Origin of the sequence: Actinokineospora alba, from assembly GCF_004362515.1 — a bacterium.
GTDB classification, from domain to species: domain Bacteria; phylum Actinomycetota; class Actinomycetes; order Mycobacteriales; family Pseudonocardiaceae; genus Actinokineospora; species Actinokineospora alba.
Genome location: NZ_SNXU01000001.1, coordinates 2,940,978 through 2,961,338 on the forward strand (window position 1 = coordinate 2,940,978; position 20,361 = coordinate 2,961,338).

Annotated in this window: 16 protein-coding genes and 3 pseudogenes; 10 read left to right on the forward strand and 9 right to left on the reverse strand. The window is 65.3% G+C overall.

Features of this window, described 5'->3' with window-relative positions; all coding sequences use genetic code 11:
• Positions 1–5: 5 nt before the first annotated feature.
• Complete coding sequence (locus tag C8E96_RS13620; RefSeq protein ID WP_091373074.1) at positions 6–983, reverse strand: NAD-dependent epimerase/dehydratase family protein; 978 nt, start codon at positions 981–983, stop codon at positions 6–8.
• Between the two features lie 112 nt (positions 984–1,095).
• Between C8E96_RS13620 and C8E96_RS13625 the strand changes: the two genes are divergently transcribed.
• On the forward strand, positions 1,096–3,318 hold the full coding sequence (locus C8E96_RS13625) for an ATP-binding protein (RefSeq protein WP_228769795.1): 2,223 nt from the start codon (positions 1,096–1,098) through the stop codon (positions 3,316–3,318).
• Here the strand turns inward: C8E96_RS13625 and C8E96_RS13630 are convergent.
• Positions 3,315–4,121, reverse strand: coding sequence for a class I SAM-dependent methyltransferase (locus C8E96_RS13630; protein WP_166657984.1), 807 nt, complete (start codon positions 4,119–4,121; stop codon positions 3,315–3,317). The genes C8E96_RS13625 and C8E96_RS13630 overlap by 4 nt on opposite strands.
• 95 nt (positions 4,122–4,216) lie before the next feature.
• Here C8E96_RS13630 and C8E96_RS13635 point away from each other — a divergent pair, with 95 nt between their 5' ends.
• Positions 4,217–5,380, forward strand: coding sequence for an FAD-dependent oxidoreductase (locus C8E96_RS13635; protein WP_091373083.1), 1,164 nt, complete (start codon positions 4,217–4,219; stop codon positions 5,378–5,380).
• A 5-nt stretch (positions 5,381–5,385) separates the two neighbouring features.
• Here C8E96_RS13635 and C8E96_RS13640 read toward each other — a convergent pair whose 3' ends face one another.
• The 4 genes from C8E96_RS13640 to C8E96_RS13655 form a co-directional block, all read right to left on the reverse strand.
• Positions 5,386–6,621, reverse strand: a complete 1,236-nt coding sequence (locus tag C8E96_RS13640) for a cytochrome P450 (RefSeq protein WP_091373088.1) — start codon at positions 6,619–6,621, stop codon at positions 5,386–5,388.
• Positions 6,622–6,633: 12 nt separating this feature from the next.
• Positions 6,634–7,416 (reverse strand): class II aldolase/adducin family protein, encoded by a 783-nt coding sequence (locus C8E96_RS13645; RefSeq protein ID WP_091373091.1) that lies wholly within the window; start codon positions 7,414–7,416, stop codon positions 6,634–6,636.
• A gap of 31 nt (positions 7,417–7,447) precedes the next feature.
• On the reverse strand, positions 7,448–8,338 hold the full coding sequence (locus tag C8E96_RS13650; RefSeq protein WP_091373094.1) for an aromatic prenyltransferase: 891 nt from the start codon (positions 8,336–8,338) through the stop codon (positions 7,448–7,450).
• A gap of 584 nt (positions 8,339–8,922) precedes the next feature.
• Positions 8,923–11,214 (reverse strand): XRE family transcriptional regulator, encoded by a 2,292-nt coding sequence (locus C8E96_RS13655; protein WP_324187119.1) that lies wholly within the window; start codon positions 11,212–11,214, stop codon positions 8,923–8,925.
• Positions 11,215–11,954: 740 nt separating this feature from the next.
• Between C8E96_RS13655 and C8E96_RS13660 the strand changes: the two are divergent.
• The 5 genes and pseudogenes from C8E96_RS13660 to C8E96_RS13680 all read left to right on the forward strand — a co-directional run.
• Positions 11,955–12,416: pseudogene (locus C8E96_RS13660) on the forward strand (transposase); the annotation flags it as partial.
• A 384-nt stretch (positions 12,417–12,800) separates the two neighbouring features.
• Positions 12,801–13,406 (forward strand): RICIN domain-containing protein, encoded by a 606-nt coding sequence (locus C8E96_RS13665; protein ID WP_133794423.1) that lies wholly within the window; start codon positions 12,801–12,803, stop codon positions 13,404–13,406.
• A gap of 771 nt (positions 13,407–14,177) precedes the next feature.
• Positions 14,178–14,396: a hypothetical protein gene (locus tag C8E96_RS13670; protein ID WP_133794425.1), complete on the forward strand. Its 219-nt coding sequence runs from the start codon at positions 14,178–14,180 to the stop codon at positions 14,394–14,396.
• A 107-nt stretch (positions 14,397–14,503) separates the two neighbouring features.
• Positions 14,504–14,722 carry a hypothetical protein gene (locus tag C8E96_RS13675; protein WP_091575000.1) on the forward strand — a complete coding sequence of 73 codons (219 nt, stop codon included), beginning with the start codon at positions 14,504–14,506 and terminating at the stop codon, positions 14,720–14,722.
• Positions 14,723–14,739: 17 nt separating this feature from the next.
• A complete protein-coding gene (locus C8E96_RS13680; RefSeq protein WP_091373113.1) occupies positions 14,740–15,030 on the forward strand; it encodes a transposase in 291 nt (96 codons plus the stop codon).
• Between the two features lie 498 nt (positions 15,031–15,528).
• Here the strand turns inward: C8E96_RS13680 and C8E96_RS13685 are convergent, their stop codons facing one another.
• The gene (locus tag C8E96_RS13685; protein ID WP_091373117.1) at positions 15,529–15,894 is read right to left on the reverse strand and encodes a hypothetical protein; all 366 of its coding nucleotides are present in this window, start codon (positions 15,892–15,894) and stop codon (positions 15,529–15,531) included.
• A gap of 900 nt (positions 15,895–16,794) precedes the next feature.
• Between C8E96_RS13685 and C8E96_RS13690 the strand changes: the two genes are divergently transcribed.
• Entirely contained in the window at positions 16,795–17,196 is a 402-nt protein-coding gene (locus tag C8E96_RS13690; RefSeq protein ID WP_133794427.1) for an AfsR/SARP family transcriptional regulator, read from the forward strand.
• Between the two features lie 41 nt (positions 17,197–17,237).
• Here the strand turns inward: C8E96_RS13690 and C8E96_RS13695 are convergent.
• Together C8E96_RS13695 and C8E96_RS33250 are read right to left on the reverse strand one after the other, a co-directional pair.
• A pseudogene (locus C8E96_RS13695) lies at positions 17,238–17,480 on the reverse strand (integrase core domain-containing protein); the annotation flags it as partial.
• Positions 17,429–17,749, reverse strand: coding sequence for a hypothetical protein (locus C8E96_RS33250; RefSeq protein ID WP_166657829.1), 321 nt, complete (start codon positions 17,747–17,749; stop codon positions 17,429–17,431). The gene C8E96_RS33250 and the pseudogene C8E96_RS13695, both read right to left, overlap by 52 nt.
• A gap of 467 nt (positions 17,750–18,216) precedes the next feature.
• Here C8E96_RS33250 and C8E96_RS13700 point away from each other — a divergent pair, with 467 nt between their 5' ends.
• Positions 18,217–18,768 (forward strand): hypothetical protein, encoded by a 552-nt coding sequence (locus C8E96_RS13700; protein ID WP_091373120.1) that lies wholly within the window; start codon positions 18,217–18,219, stop codon positions 18,766–18,768.
• A 322-nt stretch (positions 18,769–19,090) separates the two neighbouring features.
• Positions 19,091–20,259 (forward strand): annotated as a pseudogene (locus C8E96_RS13705) (IS3 family transposase).
• Positions 20,260–20,361 lie beyond the last annotated feature (102 nt).

The following is a 20,361-nucleotide window of genomic DNA, read 5'->3' on the forward strand; positions in this document are numbered from 1 at the left end:
TAGTCCTACGCTCTGTCCGCCCACCACTTACCGACGAGGTCGAGACCCTCATCGAGCGAGGTGGTGGGCTGCCAGCCGAGCTGGTCGCCGGCCTTCTTCACAGAGCAGTGCTGGTCAGTGGCGTACATCGCCCAGGCGTGCCGCGTGAGTGCCGGCGGCTCCGAATTCAGGTCCTCGAGCGCCTGCGCTTCGAGACGTGACGCGAGGGCGTACGCCACCTCCTTGTCGAGGTTCGTCGAGATCGGCACGGCGCCGGTGACCCGAGCCAGGCCGTCAAAGTACTCACGCCAGGTCTCGCGGCGGCCGCCTGTGCCGTTGTAGATCTCCCCGGCGGGTGCCTGATTGCCTGCGGCAATGAGGAGGCGCACCAGGTCGGCGACGTAGATAAAGCCACCGGTCGCTGTTCCATTGCCGATGAAGCTGAGCTGGCCTTGGTTCATTAGGTCGACGCAGCCCTCGACGAAGTACGGGCATCGTGGGCCGTACACACTGGCCGGGCGCACGATGACGGCGTCGAGCCCTTGCGCGATGGCCCCCTCAACCGCCTCTTCTCCCGCGATCTTCGCGTCGACGTAGCCCCAGCCTCGGCGCGTTCGCAGTGTGCTCTCGTCCAAGCCGCCGACGTCAGGGAACCCGTAGACGTCGGTGCTGCTGACGTGGACCAAACGGGCTCCGGCGGCCGCGGAAGCGGCCACCACGTTCTGGGTACCCACCGCGTTGACCGCTTCGAAGGCGCCCGGAGGCGCCCAGTCACTGACGATCGCGCCGCAGTGATAAACGATTTCGGCCCCGGCGACAGCTACGCCCACACTGCTCGCGTCCGAGAGATCGCCGAAAACGAGTTCGGCTCCAGCGCTCTCCAGGACGGCTGTCCTGGAGGTCGGCCGAACGAGAGCGCGTACTTCGACACCGCTCTTGCGCAACGCCTGAACGAGATGGCTTCCTATGAACCCTGACCCGCCTGTCACTGCCGCTGTGATCATGTCGTAACGCCTCCTTGGAGTCTGATACCCACGGTAGGTTTACTTACGCTTCATCGGCAATACCCTATGCGAGTTTTTTGAACGATGCGTTCATGTATGTTAGGCTGCACCGGTGGGAACGGGTCTTGACCAGGCGTCGATGTTTGCCGAGCTCCTTTTGAAAAATCGGCGGGCGGCGGGGCTGAGCCAGCAGCAGCTCGCGCAGTTGTCAGGCATCAGCGTGCGGGCGTTGCGGGAGCTGGAGCACGGCCGGGCACGCGCGGCTCAGCAGCGGTCGGCCGAGGTGCTGGCGGACTCGCTGGGGCTCACCGGCGCCGACCACGCGGAGTTCCTCGCGATGGCGCATGAGGGTCGGCGTCGGCGGCCTACCGGTAACCCGAACGGGTCGCCGGCGCTCCCACCGGATCTGGTGGGACGCCAAACCGAGCTGGACTGGCTCCGCAGCGTGCTGCTCGCGGGTGACGACGTCGCTATCGTGGGCCAGGCAGGCGTCGGCAAGACGGTGATGGCCGCGTTCGCCGCTCACCAGCTGAGCGAGGAGTTTCCGGACGGCTGCTTTGCTGTCGACCTGCGCGGCATGGACGAACGTCCGCTGGAAGTCCGCACTGTCTTCGAACGGCTGCTGCGTGCGTTGGGCACGTCCTCGGCGGAGATTCCGACCTCGGTGCACGGTATGGAGAGTCTGTATCGGTCCCTGCTTGCCCAGCGCCGCGTCCTGGTCGTCCTGGACAACGCCGCAGCCGAACCACAGGTCCGGCCGTTGATGGCAACGGTGCCCGGCTGCCGCACCTTGGTCACCTGCCGCCGTAGGCTGGCGGGGCTGTCCGGCGTGCGCTGGCTGCCGCTGGAACCGCTGGCCGCTGCCCAGGCGAACGCGCTGCTGACCGCGATCGCGGGGGAGGAGCGGGTCTCGGCGGAGCCGGCGGAGGCGCGTGAGCTCGTCGAACTGTGCGGGAACCTGCCACTGGCGCTGAGGATCGCAGGCGACCGGCTCGTGACCCGGCCTTCCTGGTCGCTCGCTCATCTTGTCGACCAATTGCGCGACGAGCGGAAGCGGCTCACCGCGCTCTCCGCGGGGGATCTGCAGGTGCGGTCGGCGTTCGACCTCTCCTACCGCGGCCTGTCCGAGCGGGCGAGGATGGTGTTCCGCAGGCTCGCGGTCGTGCCGGGCGCGGACTTCGGCATCGAGCTCGTGCGGGTCGCCACCGGCCTGACCGAGGCCGAGGCGTTCCGCCACCTCGACGAACTGCTCGAGGCCAGCATGGTGCAGGAAACACCGGTCGAGGGCCGGTTCCGGTTCCACGACCTGCTGCGGATCTTCGCGGGCGAACGGTGGGCGGAGGAAGGGACACCCGCGGAGCACGACCAGTTCCGGCATGCCGTGCTTGAGCACCTGCTGCACATGGCGAGCGCTGCGGGCAAGCTGTTCCTGCCCGCTGCGGAGAGTGGCGGAGTCTTCGAGTCGGCCGACGCGGCACGGGTGTGGCTTGATGTGGAAGCGTCGAACTGGATCGCCGCACTGAGGTACGCGGGACGCAAAGGCTGGCACCGCGAGGCGGTGGAACTGGCAGCGTCCATGCACTGGTACTCCGACGACAACTGGCACCGTCAGCCGTGGGAGGAGATTTTCCGCATCGGCGCCGCTGCCGCACACGAGCTCGGCGACCGGTCGGCGGAGGCGAAGCTGCTGAACTTCGTCGGGTGGGCGTTGCGGGTGGTCAAAGCATTCGAACCCGCACTGGACCTGCACCAGCAGGCACTGCGCGCGGCGATCGAAGCGGGAGACCGGTTGGAGCAAATGTGGGCTCTGGTCCACACGGGCCGGATTCACCAGATTCTCGGCAGGCCGACGGTCGCGATGGAGATGGTCGAGCAAGGCGCCAAGCTGTCCAACGAGTTCGACTTCTGGTCCGAACAGGTCTCGGTCCAGTACCTGTTCGGGTCGCTGCTGCTCGCACAAGGCAGAGCAGAGGACGCACTGGAAGTGCTCCGTTCCCTGCACATGCGCACGCAGCACTACGACCTGAAGAAGGCTGTGTACCGGCGGCGCATGGCCACTGTGCTCTCGGAAGGCGTGGCCCAGTGTCTGCAGGCGCTGGAACAATGGGAGGAAGCCACCATCCTGTTCGCGCGTTGCCGCGAGGACTACACCGCGATCGGCGCGCTCCTTTTCGCCGCGGGCGCCGCGCACTCGGAGGGACGCTGCTGGATCGCGCTGGGTGAGTATCTCCAGGCCGACGTCGCGCTGAGATTCGCACTCGCCACCTATGGCGAACTGGAGACGATAGCCGGTCGGCGCGAAGAGATTCAGGCGGACCTCGACGGCCTGCCCTAGTGATCGTCGGGGCGGGTGCAAGTGACGTAGTTGATGCCAGTGGCCAGCGAATCGATCGTGTTGGCCCGCAGCCATTCCTCGACCTCGGTACGGACCAGCACCAGCGCGGCCTCGTCCATTCGCAGGGCGACGTTGCGAAAGCCGCTGCCGAGGATGAACTGCCACCAGTCGCTCAGCGCAAGCAGCCGGGTCTGATAGTCGCGATGGGTGACCCTCGCGTCGGGCAAGCCTGCTGCGCGCACCAGGTTGCGCAGTTCGAAGAGATCTCCCGTCCGCCACCACGGTAGGTCGACGGCGAGGTCCGGTAGGTGGGCCTGGGCGTGGTCGAGGAAGACGTTGGAGACCGGGGCGAACATGTTGCGCGCGATGGTCGCGACCGCGAGCCTGCCTCCTGGCTTCACCAGGCTCCACGCCGAGGAGAACGCCGCGGTGATGTCTTCGGCGAAGAAGATCCCCAGACTGCACGCGACCGCGTCGAACGTGCCAGGTTCATACGGCAGTCGGTTCATGTCGGCGACCTCGAACGTCACATTGGCCACATCGAGTTCCTCGGCCCTGAGCCGGGCGAGTCGCAACATCTGTTCGGAGATGTCGCACCCGATGACCGCTCCGTCGCCGACCTGTTGCGCGGCACGCAGTGCGACGCCCCCCGGACCACACGCGATGTCGAGAACCCGGTCACCCGGTTCGAGCCTCAGCTCCGAGACGACCTCGTCGAGGCAGAACGGCGCGACTCGTTCGCGGATGTCGAGGTAGTTCTCGGCCGCGTGGTCATACGTGCGCGGCCAGTCGGACGTCTCCATGATCTGACTCCGTTTTCGTTGAGGTGATTGGACTTTCGGCATGGCGATCGGCGAGGTACGTTCCTGACTGTCCTTTCCAGAAAAGGGAGAAGGCCATGTCTGCCTACGAACGTGGAACGGTATTGGTCGCGGGCGCAGGCATCGCCGGACTGACGGCGGCTCTGCACCTGGTTCGATCCGGCTGGGAGTGCGTGGTGGTGGAATCGGCTCCCGGACCGCACCCTGAAGGTGCCGGGCTGCACGTGGCGCCGAACGGCGCGCGGGTGTTGCGTCGGCTGGGTGTGGATCTCGCTCCGGGAGCGTGCAAGGTCGACGCGATCGCCGTGCGCCGGTGGGACGACAACGAGACGTTGGGCCTGCTGTCGTTGACGGGGACGACCGACGTGCCCTACTACACGATGCACCGTGCCGACCTGCACGCGGCGTTGCTGGCGCGATTGTCCGCCGGGGTGGTGCGGTATGGCGTGGCGCTGACAGGACTGGACGAGGACGCGTCCAGTGTGCGGGTCCTGTTGTCGGACGGCTCGTCGTGGACGGGTGATGTCCTGATCGGCGCGGACGGCATTCACTCCGCGGTACGCACGCTGCTCTGCGATGACGAACCCGTCTACACCGAGAACGTCATGTACCGGGGCATCATTCCGACCGGCCCCGCCACCGAAGGCCTGAGCCCCGACCACGCGACCATCTGGGCCGGTCCGGGGCGGCACTTCGTCGCGTATCCGATCAGCGGGGGAGCCGCCTACTACATCAGTGCGAGCGCTGATGGTCAGCCTTGGGAAGGCGTGGACTGGTCGGAGCCCGCTGATCTGAACATCGTGCGGCAGCCCTATGCGGACTGGGACGGCACGGTGACCGCGCTGCTGTCCGCCGCACCGCGGATGACGCGCTGGGCGTTGTTCGACCGGCCGCTCGTCACCGGATGGCCGGGGCAGCGCATCACGCTGGTGGGAGACGCGGCGCACGCGATGCCCCCGTTCCTGGCGCAGGGAGCGAACCTGGCGATGGAGGACGCGGCTGTCCTCGTCGCCTGCCTCGACGATGCCGCCGGCGATGTCGTCACCGCCTTGCGCCGCTACGAGACAGCCCGTGCCGAACGCGTCGCCGCTGTCCACCGGTTGACCGCCAGCAGGGGCGCGACTTTCCGACTCGTCGACGGCGCCGACCAGGAGGCCCGCGACGCGGCACTGCGCGCGGGCTCGCTGGGCGACGACTTCGGCTGGATCTTCGGCTACGACACCGACGACGCTCTCCGCTGAATCGTTCATAGTCCGGTGTCGACGGTAAGCGAGCTGAAGCCGCGGAAACCGAGGTTCGTGTTGTACACGGGAGGTACGTCGGGAGCAACCCGCAGTGCCGGGAATCGGGTGGCCAAGGCGTGCAACGCCAGCGCTGTCTGCTCCCGCACCAGCGTGGCCCCGATGCAGTTGTGCGCTCCGCGGCCGAACGACAGGTGCGGGTTGGGCCTGCGGGTCAGGTCCAACGTCTCGGGATCGCGGAACTGGTTCTCATCCCGGTTCGCGGCGCCGATGTAGAGGAGCACGGGCTGGCCCGCGGTGAACTTGTGGCCCTTGTAGGTGAAGTCCTCCGTGACCATGCGACCGATGTACTGGACCGGGCCGTCGTACCGGAGGAACTCCTCCACCGCGTGCCGCAGGGTGCGGTCATTCTCCGTGATCAGGTGGCGCTGCTCCGGATGCCACTCGAGCGACCAGGTCGCGTTGCCGATGAGGTACCGCAGCGGTTCCAGTCCGGCGAACATCAGGAGCATGGCCTGTCCGCACGCGTCGTCGAGGATGAAGCGGAAGTTGTCGGTCTCCTCCTCGACGAGCTTGGTGATCATCGTGGGGTTGTGCCGTCGCATGGCGTTGTGCGTCTGGTCGCGCAGGTAGCGGGCGAACGCGTGGATGGCCCGTTGTCCTCGGCGCAGGTCCTCCACCGTGAGCGAACTCGCGCCGAAGAGATAGGCGATGTCGTCGGACCATTCGGCGAGCTGCACGTGATCGTCCATGGGCGCGCCAAGCAGCTGGGTGATGACCATCGCGGGCAATGGGCGCGCGAACTCGCTGATGAGGTCGTGCCTGCCGGACCAGCCCGCCAGGAGTGTGTCGATCGCCTTCTGGATGATCGGAGCGAGCTTATCCCTGGAGAACAAGTCGCACATCTTGTTCATGTGCTGGCGGCGGACCGCGTGGTCGTGGCCGTCGAAGAAGGCAACCCATCTCGTGAGCACGGGCACGATGTCGGCGAACTCTTGCTGCTGAGCCAACGGAAGCGCTTTGATGGGTAACGTGGCGCGGTTGTTGCTCAACCGAGGGTCGCGCAGCAGTGTGGTGATGTCGTCGTGAGCGAAGATGACCCAGGAGCCGCCGTACATGGAGGACTGGTGGATGGGCTCATCGTGGCGCATGGCCGCGTAGGTGGGATACGGGTCGGGGATGAGCTCAGGGTTGCTGAGCGAGAACGGATCCGCGGACAGCGCGACGGCGGCGGTGGTCATGGCGTTCCCCTGTCAGGCTTTTGGTGGCGGATTGTGGGAAGCGGCGCGGGCGAGCAGCCGCTGCGCGCTGGCGTAGCCGACCTGGTGGCTCCCGATCTGCGCGGCGGTGAGCCGGGCGACCTCGTCATCGAGCCGGATCGGAGTGCCTGCAGCTTGGGCGATCAGGCTGATGTAGCAGCAGGTGTCGAAAATGGTGAACCACCACACGGCGGCGTCGAGCGTCTCGGCGACGGCGACCAGTCCGTGGTTGCGCAGAATCACGCCCTTGCACTCGCCGAGCGCGGCGGCGATCTGCTTGCCCTCGACGCGGTCGAAGACGATGCCGGTGAAGTCGTCGAAGATCGCGTGGTCCTCGAAGAACGCGGTGTGGTCCTGCGTGATGGGCTCCAGCAGCTTGCCGAGGCTGGAGTAGGCCCGGCCGTAGTTGGTGTGCAGGTGGATGGCGGCTTGGGTGTCGGGGCGGGCCGCGTGGATCTCGGCGTGGATCGAGAAGGCGGGCAGATTCACCACGCCTTCACCTTCCACGGTGACGCCGCTGGGGCCGTCGACGCGGATGAGCTGGTCGGGCGTCATGTGCGCGAACGGCACCGTGATCGGGTTGGTCCAGAAGGTGTTGGTGTGCTCAGGGTCTCGCACGGTGATGATCCCGGCGATGCCCTCGTCGAAACCCTTTCCGGCGAAGTGCCAGAACGCGGCGGCCAGCCGGGACTTGAGGTGCGCACGAGCTTCCTGCGGATCGTCGAAGGACGCCTCTGGGAGGAACTGGTTGTCGGCGGGTTGGATGGTCTTGGTCATTTCTCGTCTCCTTGGGACTGTCGGTTCGGCGTCAGTTCGTCGCGTTCATCCACATGTCCAGCACCGTTCGGATGTCACCCCGGTACTGGCGTTCCGCTTTGATGTGGGAGCCGCGGCGGCCGAACTCCCAGCCGAGGACGTTGAAGTCGTTCGGGCTGACAGGGAACTCGCCGAAGAAGCGGGCGAGGCGCTCGGGCAGCGAGGGCAGGTCACACGCGGCGAAGTCCAGTACGGAGAAGCCGACGTCCAACGCGACGCCGTTGGTGGCGTTCACTGCGAGTGCGACGCAGTAGTCGCGCGAGATTTGCCGGACCACGGTGTCCGCGGTCTCGGCCGGGATGGCCGTACTCCCGGTCAAGGCCACGTACCGGTTGAGGTCCGCGGGGGACATCGGCCCGGCGACGTCGAAGTCCAGCACGACGGAGCCGGATCGCCAGTCGACCGCGGCGAAGCTGATGTGCCGCAAACCCATGTCAGCGAACTCGCCGATGCGGGCGGCCAGCGCAGGGGCGACCTCGGCCGCGCCGAGTATCTCGTCGTGCGGGCGTTTCGTGCCGAAGTAGAACCAGGTCTTGGTGAGGCCGAAGTCGGCGTCGAAGGAGCATGAATGCAGTGGCTTTCCGTCGTACAACTTTGCCCACGACCTGGCCAACGGGAGCAGAGGGTGGTGCTGCCGGAGAAGGCCCGACGCGAGTGCTTGTTCTGTTGTGTCAACGGAATCGGTGGGGAACACGCGGTAGGACAGCGGTGCGCCTGCCTGACCGGTGGTGCGCCAGAGCACTGATCCTGTGTGGAACGGCTCGGGGAAGGCCGCGTACACGGCCGAGGCGACGTCCGGGTCGTGGGGGGCGCCGACAGCGGAGGCTGCCGCCACCAGGTCGCGCCGAAAGCTCTCAGCGGTGAAGGCGCGTGGCTCGACCATGAAGCGATCCTTTCGATAGGCGTGCGTCAGCTCGGAATGAAGAGCGGTGACGGTGGGAGGTTGTTGCCTCGGGGATATGTCCAGCAAATATTAAGACTTGCTTAAGCGGAGAGGAAGGCTATGGATCTCGTTATTTCTTGACGATTCAACCCGCGGCGATGGCTGGATTTGTTTCATGCGAAACAATCTCCTCCAGGCAGGCCAAATCCGCGCATCTATGCAGGTCAGAGCTTGATCGGCGGCGAACCTGACGATCTTCTCGGGTGTAGTCCTTTGGTGACGAAGAGAGTCGGACGTTGAGACTCGGGGCAAAAGGGCAATGTTGGACGACCAGGAGGGCAATCCGCTTTCTCGTATTGTGTCAGGTGTCGTAGAATTTACGGTCCGAAATTTCGTCCGCGATCGTATCAAGTGGACTTAACATGTTTTGAGTGGGGAAAGTCGCATTCCTTGCCACGTCTGTTCACAGCGAGTACTTGGCCGGCGACGCATCATTTATAAGGACCATGTCAGGTCGGACAGCGCGCAAAGATCGCCGCGCTGACTGCCGTCGTCCAGATGCTTTGGGTCGTTGTCTTGTCGACTCAGTCGGCCGACGTAGCCCCTTCGGCGGGCAGCAAGGCGAGTTCCGCCTCGGCGCGCTCGCGTTCGTCGCGGTTGACCGTGTTGTCGAACAGGTCGATCGCGAGCGACAGTTGAGTTCGCGCCTGCTGGTGTTTCCCGGCATTGCGCCAGGCGGTGCCTTCGCGTAGCAGCAGTTCCGCTTTGTTGTGGTAGTGATAGGCGGGTTGGCCTGGCACAGTGAGTTCGGCCGCTTCGTGGAAGTGTTGTGCTGCTTCGTCCCAGTGCTCCAGGCCCGCGAGGCAGTCGCCGATGTGCGTGAGCGCGAGCACCGTCACCTTGGCGGCCATTTCCGGGTTGGTCTGGTCGGCTCGGCTCTTCGCCTCGGACAGCAACGGGCTGAGCAACGCCAGCGCCTCTGGGAACCGGCCGAACGCCTCCAGCGTGGCACCCAGCGAGAGTGTCATCCAGAACCTGGTCACCCAGAAGTCATACCCCGTCGACATCTCGTAGGCGCGCTGGCTGCGCTGCATGCCCTCCTCGATCTGTCCAAGGCTCAGCAGCGTCGAGCCCAGGATCGAGTTCGCGATTGTGATCCCCAAGCGGTAGTCGATCTCCTCGGCGAGTGCCAGTGCCGGACGGAGCGTGCTCAGCGCGCGTTCACTGTCGGCCAGGCCCCATTGATACGCCGATCCGAGCTGGGTGAGCAGGTCGACCTCCGCGATTCGGTCGCCCAGCGCCCTCGCCGCGTTCACGCCGAACTCGAACACCTCGTTCCAGCGGTGTCGCGACTCCCTGCCATGTGAGTAGTTGTGCAGCGTCCAGGTGCAGTCGACCACCTCGCGGTGCCATCCGAGCGCCGCCGCCTGCCGCAATGCCGCCAACCAGTTGGTTGCCTCGTGGTCCAGCCACTCCTTGGCCGCGTCCTGCGATTGGAACGGGCTGTCCGCGGGCACCTCGGACACGGTGGAGAGGAACAACCGGCCCGCCGCCGTGGTCTTCTCCAGTATGTAGGCGCAGAGACCCTCGTTGAGCTGTGCCCGCACGTCGCCAGGCTCATCCGCCGCCAAGCGTTCGCCTGCGAAGAGGCGGATCAGGTCGTGGAACTGCAGCCGCATCGGCGCGGACATCACATTCAGCAATGACGCCTCGACCAGTTCGTCCAGGTAGGCGTCGATCTCGGCGGGGGATACTCCGGTCGCGATGGTGGCGAGGTCGTCATCGAAGTGAGCGCCAGGGACGAGAGCGAGGCGGCGGAACACCAACTGCGCCCCGGGACTGAGCCTGCGCAGCGAGACCTCGAACGCCGAGCGTAGTTGCAGGTCGCCTGCCGACAGCGAGTCCAGCCGTGTCCGTTCGTCCTGCAACTGTCGCACCAGGTAGGCGAGCGACCAGTGTCGCCGGGTCGCCAGGCGGTTGCCGACGATCCGCACTGCCAGGGGGAGGTTGCTGCACAGGCGCACTACCTCGGCGGCGGCTTCTGGTTCGCCTCGCACGAGCTCATCGCCGACAATTTCGGCCAAGAGGTCGAGTGAACTCACCGCGGGCAACACATCGAGGGTGAGCCAGTGGGCCGCCTCCAGCCCTGCAAGCGAACGGCGGGATGTGACGATCGTCAGGCTGCGCTCACCACTGCTCAGCAGCGGCCGGACCTGGGCCTCGTCCGCGGCGTTGTCCAGTACGACCAGCACACGACGATCCCGCAACAACGTGCGGAACAGTGAGCTGCGGTCGATCTCAAGAGCCGGGATACGGTTGGCCGGGACGCCGAGCGTGGTCAGCATCCGCTCCAACGCCGCGGCCGCGGAGATCGGGTGATCGTCGACGCCCCGCAGGTCGAGGGCGAGACAGCCGTCCGGGAATTGCGCGGTGAGACGGTCAGCGGCCGCCACGGCGAGTGAGGTCTTGCCTACTCCAGGTGGCCCCATCACGACCATGACGCCACCCGTTTCGGCCGCACGGGACAGCTGTTCCAGCTCGCGTTCCCTGCCGACCAGCGCGGGCGCCGCAGGCAGCGCGTACAACATCGTCCTGTTGCCCGAACGAAGAGACCGCCGACGCCCTTCCTTGGCCAGCAGGATGAACGACTCCCGTTCATCTCCGCCTAGCTTGAGCGCGCTGGCCAGCAACTCAGCCGACCGTTCCTGTGCGGCGGATGCTCGTCCGTGTTCCAGCTCTCGCAGTGCGCGAACGCTCAAGCCCGACAACCTGGCCATGTCCGATTGCGACAGCCTGGCTGCGGTTCGATACCGCAGCAGTACCTGGCCGAAAGCCGGTCCAGATGGCGAGTCAGCGAGGCTGGTCATGCCGGACATTCAACTCGCGTCCTGCGGGAGATGGAAGCGGTGTTACCAATGTTGGCGTACTTGCTCACACAACGCACGCAAGCGGTCATCGGGAGTGACGTTCCTGGTCACGAGACTGCGTCAAGTCCTGATCTACGATAGTGCCGGTCTTCCTCAACCCGGGTCGCCGCGGGCGGCGCTGTCCGCGGGTGGCACGGACAACGCCGCCGTGGGCTCGGTTCGCGACTGGCGGATGGGTGCTCAGCGGAGGATGAGGCGCCAACGCTGAATAGTTGCCGCCGTTGCATTTGAGCCCGTACGCCTGACCGTTCCAGTTGGAGTCCACGCACAGGCCGCCCCGGGCGGAGTGAGGTTCCCCTCGGGAGTCGGACACCGGGGTTTCATGCCGCGAGGGCGATGTGGACTGTGGCTGATGCGGGTTTCGTGTGGGGTTCGGTAGCCGAGTGTCGAATGTAGACGGTCGTGATTGTAGTTGTCGAGGTTGTCGAGGTAGTCGGGCGTGGTCTCGGCTGTCGAAACCCTGGGAGCCCATCTCGGCTTTGAGGGTGGCGAAGAACGACTCGGCGACGGCGTAGTAGGAGCCGACTCTGCCCATCGACGATCGTGCGCCCAGGGCGGCGAGCGTGTGGCGGAACTCGGCCGAGGTGTATTGGGCGGATTCAACTGGTCGTCGCAAAACCCCTTGATCGAGAGGTGGAGCTATGGCAGGCGGGCCGAGGCAGAGGCAGGTTCGGGAGTACCGGGGATAGCTGCCGTCACCGGGCCTGCCGACGGTCGCGTGGTGCGAGGATTGTGTGAGGTTCTGGGCTGCGATCGCGACCGGCGTTCTGACCGATGACGCCTCGGCTGCGGCCGGTGTGTCGTCGCCGGTCGGCTACCAGTGGTTCCGTCACGCTGGCGGGGTGAAGCCGCGACTGCCGACGACGGTTTCTGGCCGGTACTTGTCGTTCGTCGAGCGTGAGGACATCGCGTTGTTGCGCGCTCAAGGTCTCGGCGTGCGCGAGGTTGCCAGGCGGTTGGGCCGGGATGCCTCGACGATCTCCCGAGAGCTGCGCCGCAACGCGTCCACCCGGACCTACGGTGTCGACTGCAAGGCCTCGACGGCGTAGTGGCATGCCGAACGGCGCGCGAGGCGCCCGAAGGTCGCCAAGCTCGTCGTCAACGAGCGGCTGCGGGACTATGTCCAGCAGCGCTTGTCCGGTGAGGTCCGTGACCGATCCTGTCCCTCAAACGGGGCAACCCCAGCACCGGCTGGGCTCTGTTGGGACGCCGGTAGGCTGGAACTGTCAGCCTTGACCGTGCAGGCCGTACTGGTGCGCTGCCGGATCAACAACCGGCTCTCCTCGCATCGATCGGCTCACCGGCTGACCAGCCTCCCTCGACGCAAATCCAGTTGGCCCTGGTAGGGCGTCGATCGTCACCGTCGGCGCCTTCACGACTACTCCTTCCTGCAGGTCACGGCAGTAGCTCACCGCAGATGCCGAGTGCCAAGAGTCAAGAGTCAATCGGGCAGTCAGGGCTACCTGACCGGTGCGCGCGCGCCCCCGGCTATCGCACTCAGTCCTCTGCGGGGCTACCGTCTTAATATTCTCTTAATGGCGCCGGCGGAATTTGGTGGCCGCTTGGGTCATTCGTGTCCAAACTGGGAGATCGCCATGGAGTCAAATCGATTCATTCGTCGGCATCTGCTTCGGGGCCTTGCCTTTGTTGTGGCGTCCATCACCACCCTAGTTGTGGTCGCCCCGGCTGCGCAGGCCTACGACAACGGGCAGTTCGAGTTCCTCTACGACAACGGCGCCCGTTCGGGGCAATGTCTGGACAGCAACTTCGCCGGTGACGTTTACACCAACCCGTGCAACTGGGACAACCAGTACCAGCGCTGGCTGGTCACGAAGACGAACACCACCTCGGCTATCGACGGCCATCAGCAGTACCGGCTCAAGAATGCGGCGACGAACCTCTACTTGACCCAGTACCGCGTAAATGGGCCGGTCGTCTTCACGGCGCCGTTTGGATCTTTCTCGTCGGACTATCAGAAGATCGACGGGGTTGGTTCCAGCTGGGCAAACGTGACCTTGAGGTCTTCTCACAGCAACGCCACCAACATGGCTCCGCCCATCTGCGTGACACGCTACTCAAATGCTCAGGTGTACTCGGCAGATTGTGGGCAGCCCAACCAGCACTGGGTGCTGAACAAATGACGTCACAATGCGGTAGATTCGCGAATTAGGTAGATCGTGACGGCCCGCCCGGAAGTCGAAAGAGTCTTCCGGGCGGGTCGTCACGGCGTGGTTTGGCTATCGCTCTGACGTCGTCCTTTTGTGGCAACTCGGGTTTGTTGTAGATTTCGAAAGTGCGCTCAGCTTGTTCTTTAACCCATCGGCATCGAGGGTCGGCCCTGGCTGATCATGAACGTAGGCCTTGGTTGATCATTCCTCTTGTGACGGAGTGAAGATCGATCCAAGGGCAGCGTGACGAGTGTGCACGATCCTGGCAGTGAGGCCAGTGCGCCGAAACCCGGCAAGCCCGGCCCTGGGCGCCCACCTGGCTCCAAGAACCGCAAGCCAGCCGTATGCCATGACGTCGGAAAACGTCAAGCGCGACCAGGGACGTAAAACAAGAGGCTCTGACCATGATTGCGTGATCAACTGACTGGGCCCAGGTCCGGGCGCGCGGCGACGGTTTGTGATCATGTCTGCTGTGTGATCGTCAGTGGTTGGACGTGCTCCTGCCGCACCTGGTGGGTGTGCTGGTCGAGCGGATCGAGCAGACCGCATCAGGCGTGCTGATGTGGGCGCGTGTCAAGGCGGAGGGCTGTGTCTGCCCGTCCTGCGGCAGCCGATCCCGGCGGGCCACAGCCGCTATGACCGTGGGCTGGCCGACGTCGTCGTGGCCGTCAGCCGGTGATGCTGCGATTGCGCGTGCGCCTGCGGCAAGTTGTCCGGCCGCGACGTTCGCCGAGCAGGTCCGCCGTGCCGCACGCAGTGCAGGCCGGCGACCGGTGGCATCTGTGGCACAACCTGGCCGCCGCAGTGGAGGAGGCGATCGTTGCTCACTGCGCTTGCTGGAACACCATCTTCAGTCCGGCGGACTCGGCGCTAGTTGCACGCACACGCGAGTGGTTCGCCGCCGTGCACGACCTGCTCGCCGAGGGTGCCGGGCTGCTGGAGTGCGCGCGGCGGCTGGCCTAATTGGGCGCTGAACACGGTCAAGCGCTACGTCCGCGCCGAGCGCATAGAGGAGTTGCTGCGTCCGCCGCGCTCCGGTGCCTGCCTGGTCGACCCGCACCGTGACTTGGTTGGGCAGCGCCTGGCGGAGAAGATCCACGGTCACCCGGATCCTGGCCGAGATCCGCGAGCAGAGGTACACCGGCAGCGCCACCCTCCTGGTGCGCTACATCAACCAGGGCCGGGCCGATCCCGAGCGCGTCGCACTCTCACCACGCCGCCTGGTCTCCTGGCTCATGAGCCGCCCGGCGGACCTGCCCGACCAACTCGCCGCCACCTCGACGACCTGATCACCACCTGCCCCGAGATGACCACACTCACCACTCGGATACGCGAGTTCGCCGCCATCCTCACCGGGCGCCGCGGCCAGGACCTTCCCGACTGGATCGCCACCACCCGAGCGGACGCACTGCCCGGCTTCGACTCCTACCTCAACGGACTGGACAAAGACCGCGACGCGGCGGTCGCGGGCCTGACCGTGCCCTACAGCAACGGACCCACCGAAGGCGTCAACACCAAGATCAAGCTGCTCAAGCGGCAGGCCTACGGCAAAGCCGGCTTCAGCCTGCTACGCAAAAGAATTCTTCTCACCGGCTGACCGCACCGCGACCGCGGACGCCATACTTGATCACGCAATCATGGACAGAGCCGTTCGTTTGACACACCCTGACGGCGGCGTCATCTGCTGTCGGTGACCGGTCAGGCCGTTATGGTGAGGCTGCGCATCTGGGCGACGCCTCGGGTGGCGTGCCAGGGTTCCGGCAAAATTACGGGGCGGCGCCGGTCAGGGTCGAGTGCGCGGCCGGGTCGGCGGCGTTGGACAGTATGTCGATGAACGCCTGGCGGTTGCCGCCCTTGCCCGCGGCCGGGGCGAGGCCCGCGTACTCGGCGACGACGCCGTCGGCGAACGGCGGGTGGAACCGTTGATCTCGCCGAGATGGCCCACAGACTCAACCAGCCCCCGTTCACCGAACCGGCAAGTCGACCACGCCACCCGAACAGGCAGCCACGAACGCGACGCAAACGGAAGGCTTCACACATGCGGAACGGCGCGCGAACTGTAAGTCGCGCGTCGTTCCGCATGTCGCCAATAGGGTCAGTACGGCAGCTTGCCGTAGGTGAACGACTTGAAGCTGGCCCAGGTCTGCACGAGGGTACGGCCGGAGCTGTAGGTCCGGTCCAGATGTGTCCAGAAGGTAAGTGGGCTGTTTGTGTGACGGACACGCAGGTCGAAACGCGCCCCGGTGTAGACACTGGTAGTCGTGCACCGGCCGGGCGAGACCGCATACGTCGAGAACCCGCCGAGATCCGGGAACTCAGCGCTGACAACGTAGTCGGAGCCGTAGTTGCACAACTGGAACGACGCGGTCGCGGCCTCTGCCGTGCTTGCAGTCAGAGTGGCACCGCCAATACCTAGACTGGCAGCCGCGACTACGGTGGCGAACTTCTTCGTGAGGGACACGCTATGATCCTCCGGTTTTAACGTCAGTGACGGTCATGATGCTGCGTCTGCGTACATGATCGAGCTCGCGTCGATGTTCTGCCAGCTACTGCAGGGGCGATTGCACTTCCATACCTGCAGGATTGCCCGAATCAGGGCCCCGAGGGAAGGAAGTGGCCTATTGACATTGCGTCCCCTGCCTTGTTGGCACGTAGTGGCCGCAACATGCACGTGAGTCCCTGGCGCGCGGGTAGATCCAATCATCGCCACTGCCAGCGCAGTTGGCGGTCGTTGAGGTGATTGGTAACGGTTTCATCAGCAGAGTTTTCTGCTGTCAACTCGTCGAACTACAACCAATGGTGAAATTCGACGCGGCGAACTCTCAACAACCTGACCAAGTCCTACAAGCTCAGGGAAGACAACCTCAGCTTCCGATCACTCCCGTTTGGTTCCCGGCGTTTCTCCCACGGGGCGTGAAAGTCCTTGCGTTGGAAGCGATGCAGGACGCACTCGGAGTCAACCACATCAGGCATCGCGTGCGGGAACGCGATCTTGCTCCGCGCCGTTCGGGCCGAGCAGAAACGTCGGTTCCTCAAGAGTCGGTTCGACCGGGTCCGTGCCTGCCGACCGGAAGCCGCTCACTCTCAGGGGGCCTAGTCATATGTACCTCCCGCTTACGTGATGTCCTGCCTCCTTCGGAGTCAACGTCCGGGTGTGTTAATGCGGTCGACCACGGTTCATCCTGTTGGGGCAACCGAGAAACCGTGAATTCGCCTGGCTCGATGTGGTTCGTTGGTCAATCACGATGCGTAATGTTTGCCCGATCGCAACATCGGCATCGGAAACACTCGACGCAAGGCACCCGATAACCGGGCTCTGGATCAGTACGCTCACGGTGGGGCAGAAACGTGAGGGCCCCACATGTCCGTGCGCGCAGCCAAGCTTGGGTTGTCGTTGCAGGTACAGGTCTTCGGTCCCGTCCGCGCGTGGTGGGGAAGCCACGAGGTCGTACTCGGTTCTGGCCAGGCGCAGGCGATCTTCGGCATGCTGACGTTGGCCGCGGGCAGAGTCGTGTCCACACATGACCTGGTGGCCCCGTCTATGGGCGGACACCGTGCCGGTGTCGGCAAGGGCATCTTGCACATCCACATCTCGTCGTTGCGGCGTGCGTTGGAGCCGCAGCGGGAACGTAGCGCGTCGGATCTGTTGGTGTCGGAAGGAGCCAGTTACCTGCTGCGCCTTGATCGTGATCAGGTGGATGCGTTCAGGTTCGAGGACGCGGAGAATGGGACTGCCCCCGGTCTGGTTGACTCTCGGGGTTGATGGTTCTCAGGCCGCCCCGGTGGCCTTGTAGAGGGTCTCAACTCGATTGGTGTGAGTCGTCCCAGGCTGCGTCGTCGGTGGTATTTGGTCTCGATCCAGGTGACGATCGCCAGACGGAGGTCGTCACGGGTGTCCCAGCGTCGGCGGTCGAGCACGTTGTTCTGAAGCAGGGCGAAGAATGACTCCATCGCGGCGTTGTCGCCGCAGGCGCCGACCCTGCCCATCGAGCCGATCAGGCCGGAACCCTTGAGCGCGTTGAGGAATCTGTGTGATCGGAATTGGGCGTAGTCGAGGAGCCGCTGCAGTTCCTCGCGAGTAAGAGGTAGGGCCTCCGGCTGCCCTCGTACTGCGGCAAGTGCGCGTGGGTGTTCCACTCGTGGCAGATCGGCACCGTATGCGCTCCCGAGCCGAACTCCTCCTCGCACGCGGTGACCCAGCTGTAGCGCCCGTCGCAGAGGAACTCGCTGAGCAGGCGAAGCTCCATCTGATAGTTGCGGATCGTGAACGGGGCGAGGTGCTTCTCGCCGGTCAGCCACAGCGACCACTCATCCACATGCGACGGCGTCCAGTCGAAGTTGCCCTTCTCCTGGTAGGCCAGCGGTCGCTCGGGCGCTAGAAAGGTAGGGCGGCGAAACCGGATCCGCGTGGGTTCTCAGTCAAGAGCTACGTAGCCGGCGGAAGTTGGTCGCCTGGCCAACATCTTGGCCGCGGACGACCGAAACGGCCCTGGTGAACAGCCAAAGGGTAGGTCCTCACAGGACAGCCAGACGTCCGAATGGCTCCACCCCCAGCGACAGCCCGTTCTTGTGCAACGCATCAGCATGCGCCCCGCCAGCTGCGTCGCGGACCGTCGCGGACCGACGCGGGCAGAGAGGGCAATGTGGTCTTCCCTTCTGACGCTCCCGGGAACCTGGCGCTGACCTGCGTCGCCCTCGAGAGTTACCTTTGCTGCGTGCTAAGGGAATCTTAAGAGCCCCTGATCCACCCCTCCCAGCCCATCGCCGCCATTGGGGATCCGCCATGAGCATCAACCGACGCAACCACAACCGTCTTCTCAAGACCTTGGCTCTCGTCTTCGCATCACTGTTCGGGGCGGTGCTTGTCGCGCCCTCGGCTCAGGCGGAGTACCTGGGGCGCAATCTCATCGAGAGCATCGACCAACCGGGCCAGTGCCTCACCGCGGGTGACTGGGTCGTTTCCATGTCCCCGTGCGACCCCAACTTCAACAACTCAAGGCAGAAGTGGGTCGTGAACTCGATCGGCACTTCAGACGGGCATGACCTGGTGCAAATCCGGAGCGACCACCACAACAGGTACATCTCCGCCTGGTACGTCCAAAACATGCTCGGCGGCGGCATCAAGGTCGCGCTCACCGCGGGGGCCGACTCCAGGGCCACCTTGGGCGGCCTCGGTGCGGACTGGCAGGACGTGCGCCTGGAGGCTTACGGGAGCTGGACAAACTTCTCCCACGCCTGCATTGACTCCCGCAATGTGTACGCGGCCACCACCTGCTACTCCGACCACTACGCCTACACCCCGCACCGGTGGAAGTTCACCCGGCAATACCTGTGATCGGGTAGCAAGCGAGCGCTGCCAACACGTCCTGGAGACAGGTGCGTGTTGGCAGCGCGTTGGTGTGCGGACAAGTGCGTCTCTCGCTGCCGAGCGGAAACGACAGCTACCGGTTCAGAGGCCGCGACCTCGGTCGCGCCCCGATAGCCACCACAACCGGAGAGTAGCCAAAACCCACCCCGGCACATCGAGATTCCGAGAAGCCCGCAATTCAAGTGCCGCAGGTCGATCACTTCGTTGCAGTCGGACGTCGATCGGTGACCGTCCGGTCAGGATGGTAATCGCCCGGCGACGTTGGCGCGATGAACCCGCTGCCCACTGATTGTCGCGGCGATCACGGAACGGTGATGAAGCACTATCCGCCGGAGTTCAGGCCGAGGCGGTCGCGTTGTACCGGTCCCGGCCGGGCGCGACGATCAGGTCGGTGGCCGAGGACCTGGGGGTCAACTCCGAGACTTTGCGCAGCTGGATCCGGCTCGACGAGGAACGGTGTAGCGGCTCACGGGTCGCGACCGGGGCGGCCCCAGCGGTGCCTGGGCCGTCGGAGGGCGAGACCGCCGCGCTGCGCAGGCGCGTCCGCGAGCTGGAGGAAGAGCGCGACATCCTGCGCAAGGCGGCCAAGTATTTCGTCGGGGAGACGCGCTGGTGCGCTTCGGAGTTCGTCGCCGACCACCAGCGCCGCCACGGCGTGAAGCGGTTGTGTCAGGTGATCGGGATCGCCCGGTCCAGCTACTACCATTGGCGCGCCTCTGCGCCCGACCTGGCGGCCCGTGCTGCCGATGACGACCGGCTGGCGGCCCCGTTCCGCACGATCCACCGCGACTCGGCAGGCACCTACGGGGTCCTGCGGATCACCGCCGAGCTGCGCGCAGCTGGGCACGTGGTCAACCACAAGCGTGTCGCCTGGGTGATGCGCGGGATCGGCCTGGCCGGGCTGCGGCTGCGCCGCCGGCACCGCACCACCCTCGGTGACCCCGCCGGGGTAAAGGCCCCGGACCTGCTCGGCAGGGACTTCACCGCTGAAGCGCCGAACACCCGCTACGTCGGCGACATAACGTATCTACCGATCGCCGACGGCACGTTCTGCTACTTGGCCACCGTGATGGACCTGTGCTCGCGCCGCCTGGTCGGCTGGGCCATCGCCGACCACATGCGCACCGAACTGGTCATCGACGCCCTCGCCGCCGCCGAGCGCACCAGGGGCAGCCTGGCTGGAGCGCCAGCCGAGCCGCCGGGGTGACCCAGTCCATGGGCGCGATCGGCAGCTCGGCCGACAACGCCGAAGCCGAAAGCCTCAACGCGTCCGTCAAACGCGAGACCCTCCAAGGCGCCCAAAACTGGGACAGCGAAAGGGAAGTACGACCGGCCGCCTTCGGCTGGCTGCACCGCTACAACACCCGACGCCGCCACTCCCACCTCGGACAGATCTCCCCGATCGACTACGAAAACAGCCTGCTACCGAAACCCGCTACGCTCACACACGCCGCATAACCCCGTGTCCAACATCCGGGGGTAAGGCCCTACCCCGCTCCACGCAACACTCGCTCACAGACCTGTCCAACGGGTTGGTCGTGTCGATCAACACCAAATCCT

Coding starts and splice junctions, on each gene's coding strand:
- C8E96_RS13620 (WP_091373074.1), bottom strand. CDS start 983: ATGATCACAGCGGCAGTGACAGGCGGGTCAGGGTTCATAGGAAGCCAT.
- C8E96_RS13630 (WP_166657984.1), bottom strand. CDS start 4,121: ATGGAGACGTCCGACTGGCCGCGCACGTATGACCACGCGGCCGAGAAC.
- C8E96_RS13635 (WP_091373083.1), top strand. CDS start 4,217: ATGTCTGCCTACGAACGTGGAACGGTATTGGTCGCGGGCGCAGGCATC.
- C8E96_RS13640 (WP_091373088.1), bottom strand. CDS start 6,621: ATGACCACCGCCGCCGTCGCGCTGTCCGCGGATCCGTTCTCGCTCAGC.
- C8E96_RS13645 (WP_091373091.1), bottom strand. CDS start 7,416: ATGACCAAGACCATCCAACCCGCCGACAACCAGTTCCTCCCAGAGGCG.
- C8E96_RS13650 (WP_091373094.1), bottom strand. CDS start 8,338: ATGGTCGAGCCACGCGCCTTCACCGCTGAGAGCTTTCGGCGCGACCTG.
- C8E96_RS13655 (WP_324187119.1), bottom strand. CDS start 11,214: ATGTCCGGCATGACCAGCCTCGCTGACTCGCCATCTGGACCGGCTTTC.
- C8E96_RS13665 (WP_133794423.1), top strand. CDS start 12,801: ATGGCGCCGGCGGAATTTGGTGGCCGCTTGGGTCATTCGTGTCCAAAC.
- C8E96_RS13680 (WP_091373113.1), top strand. CDS start 14,740: ATGACCACACTCACCACTCGGATACGCGAGTTCGCCGCCATCCTCACC.
- C8E96_RS13690 (WP_133794427.1), top strand. CDS start 16,795: ATGTCCGTGCGCGCAGCCAAGCTTGGGTTGTCGTTGCAGGTACAGGTC.
- C8E96_RS13700 (WP_091373120.1), top strand. CDS start 18,217: ATGAGCATCAACCGACGCAACCACAACCGTCTTCTCAAGACCTTGGCT.